This window comes from Rhizobium sp. J15, from assembly GCF_002531825.1.
Classification (GTDB): Bacteria; Pseudomonadota; Alphaproteobacteria; order Rhizobiales; family Rhizobiaceae; genus Rhizobium.
The window spans coordinates 37,457-56,517 of record NZ_NWSX01000001.1 but is presented as its reverse complement, the minus strand read 5'-3'; the positions used below and the strand labels follow the sequence as shown (position 1 = coordinate 56,517).

Annotated in this window: 16 protein-coding genes; 14 read left to right on the top strand and 2 right to left on the bottom strand. The window is 62.9% G+C overall.

The genetic code is table 11. From position 1 onward, the window contains the following. Positions 1-21: 21 nt before the first annotated feature. Positions 22-1,314 (bottom strand): L-rhamnose catabolism isomerase, encoded by a 1,293-nt coding sequence (gene rhaI / locus CO670_RS00265; RefSeq protein WP_097588438.1) that lies wholly within the window; start codon positions 1,312-1,314, stop codon positions 22-24. 79 nt (positions 1,315-1,393) lie between these two features. Here rhaI and CO670_RS00260 point away from each other — a divergent pair, with 79 nt between their 5' ends. Next, positions 1,394-1,552, top strand: coding sequence for a YqaE/Pmp3 family membrane protein (locus CO670_RS00260; RefSeq protein WP_088689959.1), 159 nt, complete (start codon positions 1,394-1,396; stop codon positions 1,550-1,552). Positions 1,553-1,614: 62 nt separating this feature from the next. On the opposite strand, the gene CO670_RS00255 is transcribed toward CO670_RS00260, so the two are convergent. Continuing rightward, entirely contained in the window at positions 1,615-3,711 is a 2,097-nt protein-coding gene (locus tag CO670_RS00255) for a bifunctional rhamnulose-1-phosphate aldolase/short-chain dehydrogenase (RefSeq protein ID WP_097588437.1), read from the bottom strand. Positions 3,712-3,911: 200 nt separating this feature from the next. On the opposite strand from CO670_RS00255, the gene CO670_RS00250 reads away from it, so the two are divergent. The 13 genes from CO670_RS00250 to fhuB all read left to right on the top strand — a co-directional run bounded on the left by CO670_RS00250 (position 3,912) and on the right by fhuB (position 19,059). Beyond that, complete coding sequence (locus tag CO670_RS00250) at positions 3,912-4,724, top strand: DeoR/GlpR family DNA-binding transcription regulator (RefSeq protein WP_097588436.1); 813 nt, start codon at positions 3,912-3,914, stop codon at positions 4,722-4,724. Between the two features lie 47 nt (positions 4,725-4,771). Next, positions 4,772-5,767, top strand: a complete 996-nt coding sequence (rhaS, locus tag CO670_RS00245) for a rhamnose ABC transporter substrate-binding protein (RefSeq protein ID WP_097588435.1) — start codon at positions 4,772-4,774, stop codon at positions 5,765-5,767. Positions 5,768-5,922: 155 nt separating this feature from the next. Further along, complete coding sequence (locus tag CO670_RS00240) at positions 5,923-7,458, top strand: sugar ABC transporter ATP-binding protein (RefSeq protein WP_097588434.1); 1,536 nt, start codon at positions 5,923-5,925, stop codon at positions 7,456-7,458. Between the two features lie 10 nt (positions 7,459-7,468). Then, positions 7,469-8,470, top strand: a complete 1,002-nt coding sequence (locus CO670_RS00235; protein ID WP_097588433.1) for an ABC transporter permease — start codon at positions 7,469-7,471, stop codon at positions 8,468-8,470. After that, positions 8,467-9,477 carry an ABC transporter permease gene (locus tag CO670_RS00230; protein WP_097588432.1) on the top strand — a complete coding sequence of 337 codons (1,011 nt, stop codon included), beginning with the start codon at positions 8,467-8,469 and terminating at the stop codon, positions 9,475-9,477. The genes CO670_RS00235 and CO670_RS00230 overlap by 4 nt, the downstream gene beginning before the upstream one ends. Beyond that, the gene (gene rhaM / locus CO670_RS00225; RefSeq protein ID WP_097588431.1) at positions 9,474-9,794 is read left to right on the top strand and encodes an L-rhamnose mutarotase; all 321 of its coding nucleotides are present in this window, start codon (positions 9,474-9,476) and stop codon (positions 9,792-9,794) included. Before CO670_RS00230 ends, rhaM begins: the two co-directional genes overlap by 4 nt. Continuing rightward, a complete protein-coding gene (locus CO670_RS00220; RefSeq protein WP_097588430.1) occupies positions 9,791-11,170 on the top strand; it encodes an FGGY-family carbohydrate kinase in 1,380 nt (459 codons plus the stop codon). Before rhaM ends, CO670_RS00220 begins: the two co-directional genes overlap by 4 nt. 77 nt (positions 11,171-11,247) lie before the next feature. After that, positions 11,248-12,006: a fumarylacetoacetate hydrolase family protein gene (locus CO670_RS00215; protein ID WP_097588429.1), complete on the top strand. Its 759-nt coding sequence runs from the start codon at positions 11,248-11,250 to the stop codon at positions 12,004-12,006. A 116-nt stretch (positions 12,007-12,122) separates the two neighbouring features. Next, positions 12,123-13,007: an AraC family transcriptional regulator gene (locus tag CO670_RS00210; protein WP_097588428.1), complete on the top strand. Its 885-nt coding sequence runs from the start codon at positions 12,123-12,125 to the stop codon at positions 13,005-13,007. Between the two features lie 164 nt (positions 13,008-13,171). Next, positions 13,172-15,331 carry a TonB-dependent siderophore receptor gene (locus tag CO670_RS00205; RefSeq protein WP_097588427.1) on the top strand — a complete coding sequence of 720 codons (2,160 nt, stop codon included), beginning with the start codon at positions 13,172-13,174 and terminating at the stop codon, positions 15,329-15,331. A gap of 94 nt (positions 15,332-15,425) precedes the next feature. Continuing rightward, positions 15,426-16,205 carry an ATP-binding cassette domain-containing protein gene (locus CO670_RS00200; RefSeq protein ID WP_097588426.1) on the top strand — a complete coding sequence of 260 codons (780 nt, stop codon included), beginning with the start codon at positions 15,426-15,428 and terminating at the stop codon, positions 16,203-16,205. A 3-nt stretch (positions 16,206-16,208) separates the two neighbouring features. Then, positions 16,209-17,084, top strand: a complete 876-nt coding sequence (locus CO670_RS00195; RefSeq protein ID WP_097588425.1) for an ABC transporter substrate-binding protein — start codon at positions 16,209-16,211, stop codon at positions 17,082-17,084. Next, entirely contained in the window at positions 17,077-19,059 is a 1,983-nt protein-coding gene (gene fhuB / locus CO670_RS00190; protein ID WP_097588424.1) for a Fe(3+)-hydroxamate ABC transporter permease FhuB, read from the top strand. The genes CO670_RS00195 and fhuB overlap by 8 nt, the downstream gene beginning before the upstream one ends. The last annotated feature ends 2 nt before the right edge of the window (positions 19,060-19,061 follow it).

The following is a 19,061-nucleotide window of genomic DNA, read 5'->3' as shown; positions in this document are numbered from 1 at the left end:
TGCGCCGCCGGCAACTCAAGCTCAGATGATACCGCCGCCGCCGGCAACGGAAGCCGGGCGCTCGGCTGCCACCTTTTTGCGGTAGCCGCTGGCGCGGTAGGCGGCAACGGGATCGATCGCGCCGCCGGCCCTGCGGCGGGCCTCGGCGAGGATCGGCTCGACATCGGCGCGATAGGCACGCTTCAGTGTTTCCGACGCCATCAGCGCGTCATTGTCCTGCTGGTAGCCATCGAGCGCCTTGCGGTCGACGATCAGCGCCTGCGCATAGGCGCGGCGGATTTCGTTGGCGCTGTTGATCAGGCTCTCGATCGGATCGGTGACATTGTGCGACTGGTCGATCATATGGGCCGGATTGAAGTCGTTGACGCCGCGCTGCTCGGCATCGACCAGCTCGTTGAACACGAGGAACAGCCGGTAGGGATCGATCGAACCGGCGTCGAGATCGTCATCGCCATATTTCGAATCGTTGAAGTGGAAGCCGCCGAGTTTGCCGAACTGAATCAGGCGGGCGACGATCATCTCGATATTGGTGTTCGGCGCATGGTGGCCGAGGTCGACGAGGCAATGGGCCTTAGGGCCGAGCGTCTGGGCGATCAGGTAGTTGGTGCCCCAATCCTGCACGATCGTCGAATAAAAGGCCGGCTCATACATCTTGTGCTCGGTGAAGAGCTTCCAATCGTCGGGCAGCGCCTTGTAAATGTCGGCCATCGAAGCGAGGTAGCGCTCGAATGCCCTGGTGAAATTGCTCTGGCCGGGGAAGTTCGAGCCGTCACCGATCCAGACCGTCAGCGCCTTGGAGCCGATCGCCTTGCCGATCTCGATGCATTCGAGATTATGCTCGACCGCCTGGGCGCGCGTTGCCGCATCCGTATGGCTGAGCGAGCCGTATTTGTAAGAATGGGCCTGTCCCGGCGCATCGGAAAAGGTATTCGAATTCATCGCATCGAAACCAAGGCCGAGCGCGTCGCCCTTCGCTTTCAATTCCCGTGCATCCGCCTTGTCCCAGGGAATATGCAGCGAGACGTTCGGCGTGGCCCGCGTCAGCTGGTTGATGACGGCGCAATCGTCGAGCTTGTCGAAGATGCCGCGCGGTTCGCCGGTGCCGGGAAAACGGGCAAAGCGGGTGCCGCCGGTGCCCACGCCCCAGGACGGAACGGCGACGAAAAATTCGCCGACCTTGCGCGTCACCGCCTCGATATCGACGCCACGGCGATCAAGCGTCGCACCCAATGCGTCGTAATCGGCTTTCAGCGCCGCCGCCCGTTTTTCATTTTCCGTCGCGACCAGATCCGGCGCAATCCTGAATTCAGCCATTGTTTCCTCCCACGTCGCGAACCACAGAACCGTGGTTTGCGTTCTAACGCTTGTATGTCTTCAAAACTCAGGAGCTACGATGGACATCGTCCGCATTCTTCTTGCGATCATCCTGCCGCCCCTTGGCGTATTCCTGCAGGTCGGGATCGGCCTGCATTTCTGGCTCAACATATTGCTGACGCTTTGCGGCTATGTGCCAGGGATCATCCACGCGATATGGGTGATCCTCCGAAAATAGTTTTCCGTTTGCTTAGCGCAATTCCGGACGCAAAACCGCTGCACACTTTTGCTGGAATTGCTCTAGCGCGTAAAACTCTGCACGTTGCCGGCATCGACGTTGATGATGTTGCCGGTCGACTTGGCCGAAAGATCGGATGCCAGGAAGTAAACCGCCTCGGCGATGTCTTCCGGGAACACGTTGAGCTTCAGCATGGAACGCTTGCGGTAATGTTCCTCCAGGTCGTCCACCTCGATCTTCGAGGAGGCCGCACGCTGTTCGCGCCACTCGCCGCTCCAGATCTTGGAGCCGCGCAGGACGGCATCCGGATTGACGGTGTTGACGCGGATGCCGGCATCCGCGCCTTCCAGCGCCAGGCAGCGGGCGAGATGGATTTCGGCGGCCTTCGCCGTGCAATAGGCCGATGCGTTCGGCGAAGCGGCAAGGCCATTCTTCGATGCGATGAAGACGACGTTGCCGCCGAGCGCCTGCCGGCGGAACAGCCGGAAGGCCTCGCGCGAGACGAGGAAGTAACCGGTCGCCAGAATGTCGATATTGCGGTTCCACGTCGACAGCTCGGTCGTTTCGATCGGCGCCGAGGAGGCGATCCCGGCATTCGAAATGAGGATGTCGATCCCGCCGAATTCGACGCAGGATTCGGCGAAGGAAGCGATAACGGCGTCTTCCTTGGTAACGTCGAGCTTTACGGTGCGCACGGCATCCGCGCCGTATTTCTTCACGAAATCGGCTTCGGTCGATTCAAGCGCCGCCTGATCGATATCGGCGAGCACGACGCAGGCGCCCTCGCCGACGAGGCGTACGGCCGTGGCGCGGCCGATGCCGCCGGCGCCGCCGGTGACGAAGGCGACCTTGCCGGCAAGGCTCTTCGGCTTCGGCATGCGCTGGAGCTTAGCCTCTTCGAGCAGCCAGTATTCGATATCGAACGCCTCCTGCTCCGGCAGGCCCTGATATTCCGAGACCGTCGAGGCGCCGCGCATGACGTTGATGGCGTTGACGTAGAATTCGCTGGCGATGCGGGCCGTTGCCTTGTCGCGGGCGAAGGACAGCATGCCGACGCCGGGAACGAGGAAGATGACCGGATTGGCGTCGCGCATGGCGGGCGAATTGTCATGCTTGCAGTCGTTGTAATAGCGGGCGTAGTCGGCGCGGTAATCTTCCAGCGCCTTGTCGAGACCGGCGACGATCGCATCGACATCAGGCTTGGCAGGGTCGAATTCGACGATCAGCGGGCGGATCTTGGTGCGCAGAAAATGGTCCGGGCAGCTGGTGCCGAGCGCGCCGAGCGGACGCAGGTTCTTCGAATTGACGAATTCCAGAACCGCATCCTGATCATCGAAATGGCCGAGCTTGCGTTCCTGCTTGCCGATGCGGCCGCGAATCTCCGGCATCAGCCGGGCGGCGATGGCGCGGCGTTCGGCAACGGGAAGGCTCTGGACGACGGCGCCGCCGAAGATCGTCTTGCCTTCGGTCTGGCCGGCAAACCATTCGATCGCCTTGTTGATGATATCGAGCGTCAGCTCGTAGCAGGCCTTGGCGTCGTTTGCCCAGGTGAAGAGACCATGGCTTTCGAGCACGACGCCCTTGGCATTCGGGTTCGCCTTGACGAAGGCTTCGAGATCGAGGCCGAGCTGGAAGCCCGGGCGGCGCCACGGAAGCCAGCCGATCTCGTCACCGAAGATCTGCTTGGTCAGTTCCCGGGAATTCTTCGAAGCGGCGATTGCGATGATCGCGTCGGGATGCATGTGGTCGACATGGGTGAACGGCACGAAACCGTGCAGCGGCGTGTCGATCGAGGCGGCGCGGGCATTCAGGTTGAATGTGCAATGCGGCAGGAAGCCGACCATGCGGTCTTCATCCTCGACACCCTTATAGATGCCCTTCAGCGCTTCCAGCTTGTCCTGATAGAGGGTGGCGAAACCGTCGAGCTTGATGGTGCCGACATCGCCGCCGGAGCCCTTGACCCAGAGCACCTTGACCTTGCCGCCGGTCAGAGGGTCGGTTTCCATCACCTTCGCCGAGGTATTGCCGCCGCCATAATTGGTGATGCGCTTGTCGGCGCCGAGCAGATTGGAGCGATAGAGAAGCTTGCCGGGCTCGTCGAGACCTGCCGCGTAAGCCTCATCCCACCGGTTTTCCAGAAGCCGGACGTTCGCCGCCATGTCATCCTCCCATATGAAATCATCATCGGGACGCGAGGGTTCGCGCCCTTTTCGCTGACGGTATCGCTCATCAAAATGGAGTTTGTCAATCGAAAACGATCAAATTCGATTATTGTGCAGCGCAATATGAAAATTTATGATCGTTTGTGATTGACAGCTTTTAACGGATACGAAATAAATACGACAAGAGGAGGAGCCCAATGCACGAACGCGAACGTCATCGCATCATTCTAAGCGCCGTTCAGGAAAAGTCCGTCGTCACGATCCAGGACATTTCCGAGCTGACGGAAGCATCTGAAGCGACAATCCGGCGTGATATTGCGGCTCTTCATGTCCAGGGCAAGATCCGCCGTGTCCGCGGCGGCGCAGAAGCGGTGCACCCGCCGCAGCTCGGCAACCTCGCCGGCCGGCCGTTCCGGGTTTCAGAATCAGTCAATATCGATAAAAAGCGCGCAATTGCGCGCGCAGCCGTCGATCTCTGCGAGGCGGGCGACGCCATCATCATCAATGGCGGCACGACGACCTTCCAGATGGTGCATTACATGGCCGGCCACCGCATGCAGGTCATGACCAATTCTTTTGCCATCGCCGAACATCTGGTGAAGCATTCCAAGAATACGGTGACGGTGCCGGGCGGCGCGATCTATCGCGAGCAGAGCCTCATCCTGTCGCCTTTCGACAATGACGCGATCCGCAATTTTTATGCGCGGCGCATGTTCATCGGCGCACAGGGCGTCGGCCCGCTCGGCATCATGGAGGCAGATGCCCTCATCATTCAGAGCGAGCAGAAGCTGATGCACCAGGCCGACGAACTCGTGGTCATGGTCGATTCAAGCAAATTCAATCGCCGGTCGAGCCTCATTCTCTGCGCGCTCGATCGCGTTTCTGTGGTCATCACCGATGACGGGATCTCGGAAGAGGCGGCTCGCATGGTCGAGAATGCCGGCGTCCGTCTCATCGTCGCCAGCCCGGTGGCCCAGCTTGTGAAGGAGGATTCCTCGTCGGTCGCATGAGGCGCCGCCGGGGTGTGGAAGTCTAATCTTAATGGGAGGAAAGTGACATGAAACTCGCAAAGACACTTGCGCTCGGCGCAGCGCTCGCCGTCGCTATGATGGCAGGCACCGCCAGCGCCAAGGACATCAAGATCGGCTTGGTCGTGAAGTCGCTCGGCAACGGCTTCTTCGACGCCGCCAACAAGGGCGCCCAAGAAGCCGCCAAGGAACTCGGCGGCGTTGAGGTGATCTACACCGGTCCGACGTCGACGACGGCCGAAGGCCAGATCGAAGTCATCAACTCGCTGATCGCCCAGGGCGTCGACGCCATCGCCGTTTCGGCCAACGACCCCGACGCGCTCGTTCCGGCGCTGAAGAAGGCGACCCAGCGCGGCATCAAGGTGATCTCCTGGGATTCCGGTGTAGCGCCCGAAGGCCGCATCCTGCAGCTCAACCCGTCGTCCAACGAGCTGATCGGCAAGATGTGCCTGACGCTCGCCAAGGACCACCTGGAAGGCGGCAAGGGCGACTTCGCCATCCTGTCGGCAACGACCACCTCGACCAACCAGAACATCTGGATCGACCAGATGAAGAAGCAGCTCAAGGATTTCCCGGGCCTCAACCTCGTCACCACGGTCTATGGCGACGACCTCTCGGACAAGTCCTATCGTGAAGCCGAAGGCCTCTTGAAGTCGAACCCGAACGTCAAGGTCATCGTCGCTCCGACGACGGTCGGCGTTCTCGCCGCTTCCAAGGTCGTCGAAGACAAGGGCCTTGTCGGCAAGGTCTACGTCACCGGCCTCGGCCTGCCGTCCGAAATGGCCGGCGCGATCAAGTCCGGCGCCACGAAGGAATTCGCCATCTGGAACCCGATCGACCTCGGCTACTCCGCAACGCAGATCGCCTACCGTCTTGTCAAGGGCGAAACCGACGGCAAGCCGGGCAGCGAAATCGAAGCCGGCCGCATGGGCAAGATCAAGGTCGGCGACAACGGCGAAGCCGCGATGGCCGATCCCTTCGTCTACAATGCTTCGAACATCGATCAGTTCTCGAAGGTCTTCTGATCGTTAAGACCCCTTCTGGCCTGCCGGCCATCTCCCCCACAGGGGGGAGATAATATGAAGCAACGCCCCGCCCATCGCGAGCCTCGGCATCGCGGTGGGTCAAGCCCCTCCCCCTTGTGGGGAGGGGTTGGGGAGGGGTTTTCAAGGTGAAACGAATGATGCACGCAGCAACGCAAAAGCACGATACCAGCCCCATGCCCGAAGCACCCCCCATTCTGGAAATGCGCGGCATCTCGCAGATCTTTCCCGGCGTGAAAGCGCTGGACAATGTCAGCATCGCGCTCCATCCCGGCACGGTGACGGCGCTGATCGGCGAAAACGGCGCCGGAAAATCGACGCTCGTCAAGATCCTGACCGGCATCTACAGGCCGAACGAAGGCGAGATTCTGGTCGACGGCCAGCCGGCGACCTTCGCCAGCGCCCAGGCCGCCATCGATGCCGGCGTCACCGCCATCCATCAGGAGACCGTGCTCTTCGACGAATTGACGGTCGCCGAAAATATCTTCCTCGGCCATGCGCCGCGCACGCGCTTTCGCACCATCGACTGGACCGCGATGAACAGCCGCTCGAAGGCGCTGCTGACCGCGCTCGAAAGCAATATCGACCCGACGATCCGCCTGAAGGACCTCTCCATCGCGCAGCGCCATCTGGTGGCGATCGCGCGCGCTTTGTCGATCGAGGCCCGCATCGTCATCATGGACGAGCCGACGGCTGCCCTCTCCCGCAAGGAAATCGACGACCTCTTCCGCATCGTCCGGGGCCTGAAGGAACAAGGCAAGGCGATCCTCTTCATCAGCCACAAGTTCGACGAGCTTTACGAGATCGCCGACGATTTCGTCGTCTTCCGCGACGGCCGCGCCGTCGGCCAGGGACGTCTCAAGGAAACGCCGCAGGACGAGATCGTCCGGATGATGGTCGGCCGCGACGTCGAGAACGTCTTCCCGAAGATCGATGTCGCCATCGGCGGCCCCGTTCTGGAGATCCGCAACTACAGCCACCGCACCGAATTCCGCGACATATCCTTCACGCTGCGCAAGGGTGAGATTCTCGGCATTTACGGCCTGATCGGCGCCGGCCGCTCGGAACTCTCGCAATCGCTCTTCGGCATCACCAAGCCGCTCTCCGGCAGGATGGTGCTCGAAGGCCAGGAAATCACCATCCATTCGCCGCAGGATGCGATCCGCGCCGGCATCGTCTACGTGCCGGAAGAGCGCGGCCGCCATGGCCTGGCGCTGCCGATGCCGATTTTCCAGAACATGACGCTGCCATCGCTCGCCCGCACCTCGCGCCGAGGCTTCCTCAGAGCGGCGAACGAATTCGCGCTTGCGCGCAAATATGCCGAACGGCTGGATCTGCGCGCTGCCGCCCTGTCCGTGCCGGTCGGCACGCTGTCGGGCGGCAATCAGCAGAAGGTCGTCATCGGCAAGTGGCTGGCGACGGCGCCGAAGGTGATCATTCTCGACGAACCCACAAAGGGCATCGACATCGGCTCGAAGGCCGCCGTGCACGGCTTCATCAGCGAACTCGCGGCCGAAGGCCTGTCGATCATCATGGTCTCCTCGGAGCTGCCGGAGATCATCGGCATGTCGGATCGCGTCCTCGTCATGAAGGAAGGCCTGTCGGCCGGGATTTTCGAACGCGCCGAACTGTCGCCGGAAGCGCTGGTACGCGCCGCCACCGGCAATGCATGAGGTTAAGAGCATGGCAAGACTGATCAGAAAACGCGAAACCCTGCTGTTCCTCATCATCGTCGTGATGATCGCGGTCTTTTCGACGCGCGCTGCGGATTTCGCCACACCAGGCAATCTCGCCGGCATCTTCAACGATACCTCTATCCTGATCATCCTGGCGCTCGCCCAGATGACGGTCATCCTGACGAAGTCGATCGACCTTTCCGTCGCCGCCAACCTCGCCTTCACCGGCATGGCGATCGCGATGATGAACGCCGCCTATCCCGGCCTGCCGCTCGTCGTGCTCATCCTTACGGCGATCGTCATCGGCGCCGCGCTCGGCACGATCAACGGCCTCCTCGTCTGGCGCCTCGAAATCCCGCCGATCGTCGTCACGCTCGGCACTCTCACCATCTATCGCGGCATGGCCTTCGTGCTCTCGGGCGGCGCCTGGGTCAACGCGCACCAGATGACCCCGACCTTCCTCGCCGTTCCCCGCACGCCGATCCTCGGCCTGCCGGTGCTGAGCTGGGTCGCGATCATCATCGTCGCGCTGATGTACATGCTGTTGCGCTACAGCCAGTTCGGCCGCTCGGCCTATGCGACCGGCGGCAATCCGACCGCAGCCGTCTATGCCGGCATCGATACGGGCCGGACGAAATTCCTGGCCTTCGTGCTGTCGGGTGCCTTGGCCGGCCTTGCCAGCTATCTCTGGGTGTCGCGTTACGCCGTCGCCTACGTCGATATCGCCAACGGCTTCGAACTGGACAGCGTCGCGGCCTGCGTCATCGGCGGCATTTCGATTGCCGGCGGCGTCGGCTCGGTCGCCGGCACAGTGCTCGGCGCGCTCTTCCTCGGCGTCATCAAGAATGCGCTGCCGGTCATCGGCATCTCGCCCTTCACACAAATGGCGATATCAGGCACCGTCATCATTCTCGCCGTCGCCTTCAACGCCCGGCGCGAGCGCAACCGCGGCCGCATCATCCTGCGCGACCGTGCCGCAGCCGACACCCGAACGGAGGCAGCAGCATGAGCGCCGTTTCAGCACAGCCCGAAAAGCGTACCATCCCCGACCGCCTCGGCACGCCCTTCCGCCGCATCATCGCGAGCTGGGAAGTGCTGCTCTTTGCCGTCGCCGTCCTGATCTTCATCTTCAATTCCCTGGCTTCGCCCTATTTCCTCGATGCCTGGAACCTCTCCGACGCCACCTTCAACTTCACCGAAAAGGCCATGATCGCCTTTGCCATGGCGCTGCTCGTCATCTCAGGCGAGATCGACCTCTCGGTCGCCGCGATCATCGCGCTCGCCTCGACGGCGATGGGGGCGGCAGCGCAGCTCGGCGTCGGCACGCCCGGCCTTGTGCTGATCGGCATCGGCACCGGCCTTGCCTGCGGCATCTTCAACGGCGTGCTCGTCTCGGTGCTGAAACTGCCGTCGATCGTCGTCACCATCGGCACGATGAGCCTTTTCCGCGGCATTTCCTATATCGTGCTCGGCGACCAGGCTTACGGCAAATACCCCGCCGACTTCGCCTATTTCGGTCAGGGTTACGTCTTCTGGGTCTTCTCCTTCGAATTCGTGCTCTTCATCGTCGTGGCGATCCTCTTCGCCATCCTGCTGCATGCGACGAATTTCGGCCGGCAGGTCTACGCGATCGGGAACAATGATTTCGCCGCCCGCTTCTCCGGCATCCCCGTCGAGCGCGTCAAATTCATCCTCTTCCTGCTGACCGGCATCATGAGCGGTGTCGCCGCCGTCTGCCTGACCTCGCGCCTCGGCTCGACCCGGCCCTCGATCGCCCAGGGCTGGGAACTCGAGGTCGTGACCATGGTCGTGCTCGGCGGCATCTCGATCCTCGGCGGCTCCGGCAGGATCGGCGGCGTCGTCATCGCCGCCTTCGTCATGGGCCTCGTCACCTTCGGCCTTGGCCTGTTGAACGTGCCCGGCATCGTCATGTCGATCTTCATCGGCCTTCTCCTCATCATCACCATCGCCATCCCGATCATCGCCCGCCGCATCAAGATCATGAGCTCCCGATGACATCAGAAAAACACGCCTTCAAGATGCAGCTCCATCCCGGCATGGAAGCCGAATACCGCAAGCGCCATGACGAGATCTGGCCGGAGCTGGTCGATCTCCTCCACACGTCGGGCGCCAGCGACTATTCCATCCATCTCGACCGCGACACCAACACGCTGTTCGGCGTGCTGACGCGGCCGAAGGACCACACGATGGCGAGCCTGCCGGAACATCCCGTCATGAAGAAATGGTGGGCGCACATGGCCGATATCATGGCGACCAATCCGGATAATTCGCCCGTCCAGAGCGACCTCGTCACCCTCTTCTATATGCCATGACCGCCAGTTCCTATCGCCGCATCGCCGTTCTCGACATCGGCAAGACCAATGCCAAGGTCGTCGTGCTCGACAGCGAAACGGGCGCCGAGATCGCCGTGCTGAAGCGGCCGAACATTGCCGTCAAGACCGGCCTTTACCCGCATTACGACATAGAGGCTCTCTGGTCCTTCGCGCTCGATGCGCTGAAGAGCCTGGCGCGGGAACCCGGCTTCGACGCCATTTCGATCACCACCCATGGCGCCGCCGCCGCCCTGCTCGGCCGCGATGGGGCGCTCGCCATGCCTGTGATCGACTATGAGCACGAATATCCCGAGCAGATCCGCGACGCCTATACGGCGCTCCGTCCGTCTTTCGGCGAAACCTTCTCGCCGCGCCTCGCAATGGGCCTCAATGTCGGCGCGCAGCTGCACTATCAGAAAAGCGCCTTCCCCGAGGAATTCGCCAAGGTCACTGATATCCTCACCTATGCGCAATATTGGACGGCGCGGCTGACCGGCGTTGCCGCCAACGAATTGACCTCGCTCGGCTGCCATACCGACCTCTGGAATCCGAAGACCGGCAGCTATTCCTCGCTGGTCGACAGGCTCGGCATCCGCGGCCTGATGGCGCCGATCCGTTCCGCCTTCGATGCGATCGGCCCGGTTCTTCCCGAAATCGCCGCTGAACTCGGCCTTGGCGAAACGGTGCCGGTCTATTGCGGCATTCACGATTCCAACGCCTCGCTGCTGCCGCATCTCATCCATCGGGAGGCCCCGTTCGCCGTCGTCTCCACAGGCACATGGGTCATCAATTTCGGCGTCGGCGGCGATCTCGATCATCTCGACCAGAAACGCGACGCGCTTGCCAATGTCGACGCCTATGGACGCGCCGTTCCCTCCTCACGCTTCATGGGCGGGCGGGAGTTCGAAATCCTTTCGGCGGAAATCGGCCCCGTCGATGAAAAGCCTGCCCAAGCGGCGATCGGCCCGGTGATCGCCAAGGGCATTATGCTGCTGCCGAACATCGCTCCCGGCTCCGGCCCCTTTCCGGGAAAGACAAGCCGCTGGATCGGCGCGGAAGAGGTAAGCCGCGAAGAGCGTCATGCCGCCGCCTGTCTCTACCTTGCGCTGATGACCGATGCCTGCCTCGGACTGATCGGGGCCAAAGGCGCCGTCATCATCGAAGGTCCCTTCGCTCTGAACGAAACCTATCTGAAGCTGCTGGCCGCGCTTGCCGGCCGCGAGGTCATCGCCCTTCCCGGTACGACAGGCACCAGCCAGGGTGCGGCCCTTCTCACCGGCATCCGGCCGGTAGCGAGCGCCGAGACGCATTTTCCCCCGGCCGATATCCCGGGACTCCTCGCCTATCGCGATCGCTGGTACGCGGCGATGGAATAGGAGTCTTTCCAAGATCGGGCTTGTCCGTCCCGGCCTTGCGGTTAGTGTGCACCTCGAAAATCATTCGAGGAGCTATCATGACAGAGACATTCGATCCGCGCGGCCTCGCATCCAGGCTTCACAGCCTGCATCAGGCCGGCCGGCAGGAGGAAACGGGCACCTTCGCGCTGCCGGCCGATCTGCACCAGGCGATGGAGGCGCAGAACTTTCTGGCGGCGGCGGACGGTATTTCCAGCAATGCCTGGAAGGTGACGGTGTCGCCACAGGGGCAAGCCGTCACCGCCCCCTTGCATCCCTATGTCGAAGCCGTCTCGGGTGCGAGCATTCCCTGGTATCCGGGCCTGAAATTCGAGACGGAGATCGCCGTTCGCCTCGGCAAGGACCTGCCGGTCCGCTCGGGCATCGCCTACAGCCGCGCCGAGGTGGTCGAGGCGATTTCCGCTGTCTATCTCGGCGCCGAATTGCTGGTCAGCGCCGTCAAGGAAAGCGGCGGCGTTTCCTTCCTGCTGTTTCTCGCCGACCGGCTCGGCAATAGCGGCTATGTGCTCGGCCCGAAGGTCGACAAAAGCCTTGTCGACACCGCCGCCGGCACGCCGCTCAAGGTCACCCATGCCGGCCGCACCATCTATGACGGCCCGGCACAGCATCCGAAGGGCGACGTGCTGACCTGGCTCGTCGATTATGCCAATGATGGGCTGCGCCCGCAGACATCGCTCAATGCAGGCGCACTCATCACGACCGGCACTCTGAGCGGCGCCATCGAGCTGACCGAGCCCGGCGAAATCGACGTTCTGCTCGGCGACATCGAGCTGCGTTTCTCGGTGTCGAAGACCTGAGTCACCGGCGGTTTAACCGCCGGATTTGGTGATTGTCATCCGCTTCCGCCTATTGTAAGAAACTTGAGTATTAATTGAAGGTTTACTCCCGGCGCATGGCCGGGGGCGGAAATGAAATGACGTTTCAACCGCGGATGCAAAACAAGATCCAGGGCTTTTCGGTCATAGGCGGCGTGCATCGCCGCCTGTGGAACGGCATCGTCGCCGATGTATGGGACGTGGAGTGCGCCGCTTATGCCGGCGGCTATTATGTCTCGCGGGATCCCCGGCTCTTCATCATGCTCGACAAGCGGGGACCGGGCAATTCGCGCATCAAGCTCTCGCCGAAGGCGCAAGGCACCGTTCAGGACACAGAAAAACGGCCGATCTCCTATGTACCCGCCGGCATGGAAGTCTGGGCCGATCTGACCGACGTGCATTCAGTGCGCCATCTCGACCTCCATTTCGACGCCGACACCATCAGCCGCAGGCTGATGGAGGATATCGATCCGCGCCGCCTGGAAAGCCCGCAGCTTCTCTTTTCCGATGACCGGGTGCTGGCGCTGGCGCAGCTGGTCGCCCGCGAATGCCTCAATCCTGAACCGCTGCACGATCTCTATGGCGACGGCCTCGCGCTGGCGCTGATCATCGACGTTCTCAAGCTTTCCAAGGCCATGCCGCGCAAACGCAGCAAGTTGGCCTCCTGGCAGCTTCGCCGCGCGACCGATTTCATCGAGGAGAATTGCCTGCGCAATATCCGCCTCGAGGAGCTCGCCGGCCTGACCGGCCTGTCGCAATCGCATTTCAGCCATGCCTTCAAGGCTTCCACCGGCGTCGCTCCTCATCAATGGCAGACCAATGCCCGGCTGAGCAGGGCCAAGCGGCTGCTCGTCGAGAGCGAATATGCCTTGACCGCGATCGCCGCCGAAACCGGCTTTGCCGATCAGGCCCATTTCACCCGCGTTTTCCGCAAGCATGTCGGCACCACGCCGGCGAGCTGGAAAAAGGCACAAGTTGCCTGATTGCAACGCCTCCTGGGCAATTATTTGCGACGCGGAGAATTGCCCAAAAACGTTCAATTTTCCCCGATCGCGACAAGCCCACCCGATAAAACTGAGTTAAGCACTCATCTTATTCAAGGTTTCGCCGCGCGTCAGCGTCGCGGCACGAGTGGGGTATATAAGACATGCGTGGGCAGACCAGGGGTCCCGTTTTCAAGGCAAGTTTGTTGGCAGGCGTTGCAGTCGCCGGCCTGATGGCGGGTTCCGCCTCGGCACAAGACGCGACGTCGACCGAGCTCGAACCGATCGTCATTCAGGGCAGCGGCGACACCGCCACCAGCCCTGTCAAAGGTTATGTCGCCAAGAACTCCTCCGCCGGCTCGAAGAGCGACACGCCGCTCAACGAAATCCCGCAATCCGTTTCGGTGGTCGGCACCGAAGAAATGGACGATCGCGGCGTCACCAACAAGATCGACGAGGCGCTGCTTTATACACCCGGCGTCACCTCGCAGCCTTTTGGCAATGACGCCGACACCGACTGGTTCTATATCCGCGGCTTCGACGCCAGCCAGACCGGCGTCTTCTTCGACAATCTGACGCTTTTCAGCTACGGCTTCGGCGGCTTCCAGCTCGATCCGTTCATGCTGGAGCGCGTCGAAGTGCTGAAGGGTCCCGCTTCCGTGCTGTATGGCGGCGCCAATCCCGGCGGCATCGTCAATCTCGTCCGCAAACGCCCGCTCGACGAGCCGCTCTTCTATACGGAGATCGGCATCAACAGCAACGGCAACGCCTTCACCGGCTTCGATGTCTCCGACAAGATCGGCTCCAGCGGAGCGATGAGCTACCGCATCACCGGCAAGGTTGCGGGCGGCGACAATTATTCGGATTTCTCCGAGGATCTGCGCGGCTTCATCATGCCGCAGCTGACCATTTCGCCGGATGACGGCACCAGCCTCACGGTCTGGGGCTATCTCGCCGGCCTCGATCAGGTCCATACCGGCAACGGCTTCTTCCCCTATGTCGGCACCGTCGAGGACGCGCCGTTCGGCAAGATCGACCGCGACGCCTTCTATGGCGAACCCGACCTCGACGACGGCAGCTATGTGCAGAAGATGATCGGCTACGAATTCGAACATGAATTCGACAATGGCATGAAGTTCTCCCAGAACCTGCGCTATGGCCGCCTCGACAAGCATGAGATCGGGCCCTACCTGAACGGCTGGGTCGGCGGCGTGCCGACGGGACCGGATTATCAGCTGGCGCGCATCGGCTTCGAGGGCCGTTCGGGCGTCGATACCGTCTCGATCGACAACCGGCTCGAAGGCGAGACCGACATCGGCGGCACCACGCACAATCTTCTCGTCGGCCTTGATTACACCTACTACCGTCTCGACAATTGGCAGGCCTGCTGCGGCTCCAATCCGATCAGCGCCACCGATCCGGTCTACGGCACGACGCAGGGCGCCAATTTCGTCTATGCCGACGGCATCGTCACCAAGAACCAGATCGGCGTCTATGCCCAGGACCGCATCCATTTCGGTGACGGCTGGCTGCTGACGCTGAACGGCCGCTACGATTATGTCGACATCGACCAGGATGCCGTGATCGGCACGACCTTCAGCACCAATGACGGCGCGCTCAGCGGACGTGTCGGCCTTGCCTATGAATTCGACAACGGCCTGACGCCCTATGTCAGCGCCGCGACTTTCTTCAACCCGCTGATCGGCACCGGTGTATCAGGCGCTCTGAAGCCGGAAGAAGGCGAGCAGTTCGAAGGCGGCATCAAATATGAGCCGAGCTTCATCGACGGCTCGCTGACGGCATCGGTCTTCCACATCACCAAGCGCAACAACACCGTCACCAATCCGGCGACCTTCGCCCAGAGCCAGCTCGGCGAGGTCGTTTCGCGCGGCGCCGAACTGGAAGGCAAGGTCAATATCAACGAAAACTGGAAGGTTCTCGCCTCCCTTGCCTACACGGATATGGAAGTGACCGAGAACGAAGCCAACCCGGCCCTCGTCGGCAATTCGCCCTATATCGTGCCGAAGGTGACAGCCTCTCTCTGGGTCGATTATACGCTGACGACGGGTGCCTTCGACGGCATGAGCTTCGGCGCCGGCGTGCGCCATCAGGGCTGGTCCTGGGCCGATGAGGCCAATACCGAGAAGGTGCCGGCCGCGACTCTCGTCGATGCGGCGATCCGCTATGAGCGAGAGGATTGGGGTGCCTCGCTCAACGTCACGAACCTCTTCGACAAGGAATATGTCAAGGGTTGCGGCGGCCTGACCGTCTGCGGTTACGGCGATGCCCGCACCGTCACCTTCAAGCTCAGCAGAAAGTGGTAAGTTGACAATCTGAGTTTAGTTTTGCAGGAACCTGCGGGGAAAGGGAGGGCTTGCCCTCCCGAACCCGTTTGCAGCGCCAAACCTGGAGCAGACCATGCCTTCGCCTTTCATTGCCCTGTCGGGGATCGACTATGCAATCGGACCGAAACCCATCCTGTCCGGGATCGATCTGACGCTCGAGCGCGGCCGTATCTACGGACTGGTCGGGCCGAACGGTTCCGGCAAGAGCACGCTTCTGAAGATCATCGCCCGCCAGATCGCTCCCAAATCCGGGGCCATCGCCTTCGGCGGCAAGCCGGCGGCCGACTGGGGCGCCCGGGAATTTGCGCGGCACGTCGCCTATATGCCGCAATTCACGCCGGCGACGGACGGAATGACGGTACGGGAGCTTATCGCCCTCGGCCGTTTCCCCTGGCACGGCACGCTCGGACGCTTCACGGCGACGGACCGCAGGATGGTCGAGGAGGCGATCGTCCGCACCGAACTCGAGGATTTCGCCGATCGCCTCGCCGCCAATATGTCCGGTGGCGAACGTCAGCGCGCCTGGATCGCCATGATGCTCGCCCAGGACGCGCGCTGCCTGCTGCTCGACGAGCCGACATCGGCGCTCGACCTCGCCCACCAGGCAAGCGTCCTCTCGCTGGTGCAGGAACTCAGCCACGAACGCGGGCTGACCGTCGTCATCGTGCTGCACGATATCAATCTCGCCGCGCGCTACTGCGATGCGATCATTGCGCTCAATCGCGGCCGGATCACCGCCGAGGGCACGCCGACCGAGATCATGCAGGCCGACAAGCTGCGATCGATTTTCGGCGTCGGCATGGGCGTCTTCCCGCATCCGGTTCGAAACGAGCCGGTCAGCTATCTGTTGTAGGTCATGGCTTTTCTCTCCCGCAGGCAGTTTCTGGCCGGTGCGGCGGGCTTGCTCTCCGCCCCCGCGCCATTGCGGGCGGTGGAGAGCCTGCGCGTCGCAACGCTGGATTGGGCGCTGCTGGAAACCCTGCTGGCCGTGGGCGCCAACGTCGTTGCGGCAACCGAACTGCGGCAATTCCGCGAAGTGGCCGTCACGCCTGAAGTGCCCGCGACAACAGCCGATCTCGGCCTGCGCGGCACGCCGAATTTCGAGGTGTTGCGGCTTCAGCGGCCAGACCTGATCTTCAATTCGAACTTCTATACCTGGGCGGACGAACGCATGCGTGCGATCGCGCCGGTCGAAAGCCATGCGATCTACAAGTCAGGCGAGAGCCCATTCGCGCTGGCCGAACAGGCAACGCTGGCGATCGGCGAGCGCCTGCAGCTTCCCGCCGCCAAACGGCTGACCGAGGAGCTTTCAGCCCGGCTCGACCGCTACCGGTCCGTCTTTGCCGCCGGCGACGGGCGGCCGGTGATCCCGATCAATCTCGGCGATGCCCGGCATTTCCGTGTCTTCGGCTCCGACAGCATGTTCGGCGAGGTGCTGAAACGCGTCGGCCTCACCAATGCCTGGCAGGGTGCGACCAGCTATTCGGCCGCAGCACCCGTCGGCATCGAGGCATTGGCGTCGATGCCCGATGCCTGGATCGTCATGATCGCTCCGCATCCGGCCGATGCGGTCGTCACGCTTTCGGCGAGCAGCTTCTGGAATGCCCTGCCTGCCGTGCGCGAAAAACGGGTGCTGACGCTTAGCGCGGTCAATCCCTATGGTGCGCTGCCGGCTGCCGGCCGCTTTGCCGATCTCTTGGCGGAGGGGCTTTCCCATGCATGGAATGGTTAGCCGCGTCCGGCCGGCACGAAGCGCAAACATGTCAGGCATGATACTGGCCATCCTCTGCATCGCTGCCTTTGCGCTTCTCATCGCGACGCGCCCGCAGCTGCCGCACGAGGATGCCGAGGCAGCCGTGCTGAACGGGGCGCTGCTCTGGAGCGGCATCATGCCCCGCGCCGCGCTGGCCCTGATCGCCGGCGCCGCGCTCGGCCTTTCCGGGACATTGCTGCAACGCGTGCTGCGCAACCCGATTGCCGACGCCTCCACGCTCGGCATCGCTTCCGGCGCGGAACTGGCGATGACCGCAGCCATGAGCCTCTCTCCCCTGCTCATGGGATTGTCGCGCGAGATGACCGCCTTCGGCGGCGGTCTCGCGGCTGTCGCCCTCGTGCTGGCTCTGAGCTGGCGGCGCGGGCTCGATCCGGTGACCGTCGCGCTTTCCGGCATGATCGTCAGCCTGATCGCCTCGGCGCTCAGCGTCACGCTTATCCTGGCGCGCGGCGAATATGCCATGTCGATCTATATCTGGGGCGCCGGCTCGCTCAGCCAGCAGGATTGGCACAGCGTCTTGTCGCTCGGTCCGCGGCTTGTCCTCGGCTTTGCGGCCGCTTTGCTGTTGGTGCGGCCGCTGCGGATCCTGGCGCTCGACGACAGCGGCGCGAGAAGCCTCGGCCTTGCCCTGCATTCGACCCGCCTGGCGATCGTCGCCCTTGCCGTCTGGCTTGCCGCCTCGGTGACATCGGAGATCGGCATCATCGGTTTTCTCGGCCTTGCCGCTCCCGCGATCGCAAGGTTCGCCGGCGCGCGCAGCACGGAGAGGCTGATGATCACGGCGCCGCTGACCGGCGCCGGCCTGCTCTTCCTGACCGATTGCCTGACCCAGATCCTCGGCTCGGGCTTTGCCGACCTAGCCCCGACCGGAGCGGCCACCGCCCTGCTCGGCGGGCCGCTGCTGCTCTTCCTTCTGCCCCGCGTGCATTCCGTTTCGACTATTGCCGCCCAGTCGGCCGGGTCGTTGAAGAGGCTCACGAAGCCGCTCCGAACCCTTGCCGTGCTTCTCGTGGCCCTCGCCCTGCTTTTCGCCGTCGTCCTGACCCTCGGCCCGGCCGATGACGGCTGGCATGTCGCGACCGGCGCGCTCTTGAGCGACCTTCTGCCCTTCCGGCTGCCGCGGACGATCGTGGCCGCCGGCGCCGGCGCCATGCTGGCGGCCGCGGGCTTCATCATGCAGCGTATGACCGGCAACCCCATCGCCAGCCCCGAAGTGCTGGGCGTCAGCGGCGGCGCCGGGGCGGGCCTCACGATTGCGCTCTTCCTCTTCGGCTTCCCCTCGCCCGTCATCATGCTTCTGGCCATGGCGATCGGCGCATTGGCGGCTTTCCTCGCGATGATCGCCATCTCCGCCCACGCGCAGTTTTCGCCGGAGCGCATGCTGCTGGCCGGCGTCGGTATCGGCGCCTTCGCCATGGCGATCGTGACCATGGTGCTCGCCCAGGGAGATATGCGCGGCTATATACTGCTCACCTGGCTGTCCGGCTCGACCAACCGCGCCGGCGCCTTCGAAGCCTGGACGGCGGTCATCTCGCTCGTCGCGCTGACCGCGCCTCTGCCTTTCCTCAGCCGCTGGCTGACGATGCTGCCGCTCGGCGCTGCCTCCAGCCGCGCCCTCGGCCTTCGCGTCGGGCCAAGCCGCCTTGTGCTGGCAATTCTCGCTGCGCTGATGACGGCGATCGCCTCGTTCCTCGTCGGGCCGCTCAGCCTCACCGGCCTCATCGCGCCGCATCTGGCGCGCCTCGCCGGTTTCCGCAGACCGGGCCACCAACTTGCGGCCAGCCTCATCGTCGGCACCGGCGTGCTGACGGCGGCGGACTGGCTGGCGCGGGTCGTCATCTACCCCTACCAGGTGCCGGTCGGCCTCTTCGCGGCGCTGATCGGCGGCCCCTATCTCATCTGGCTGCTGTCGCGTTCAAGCGGGCGAGAGTAGCA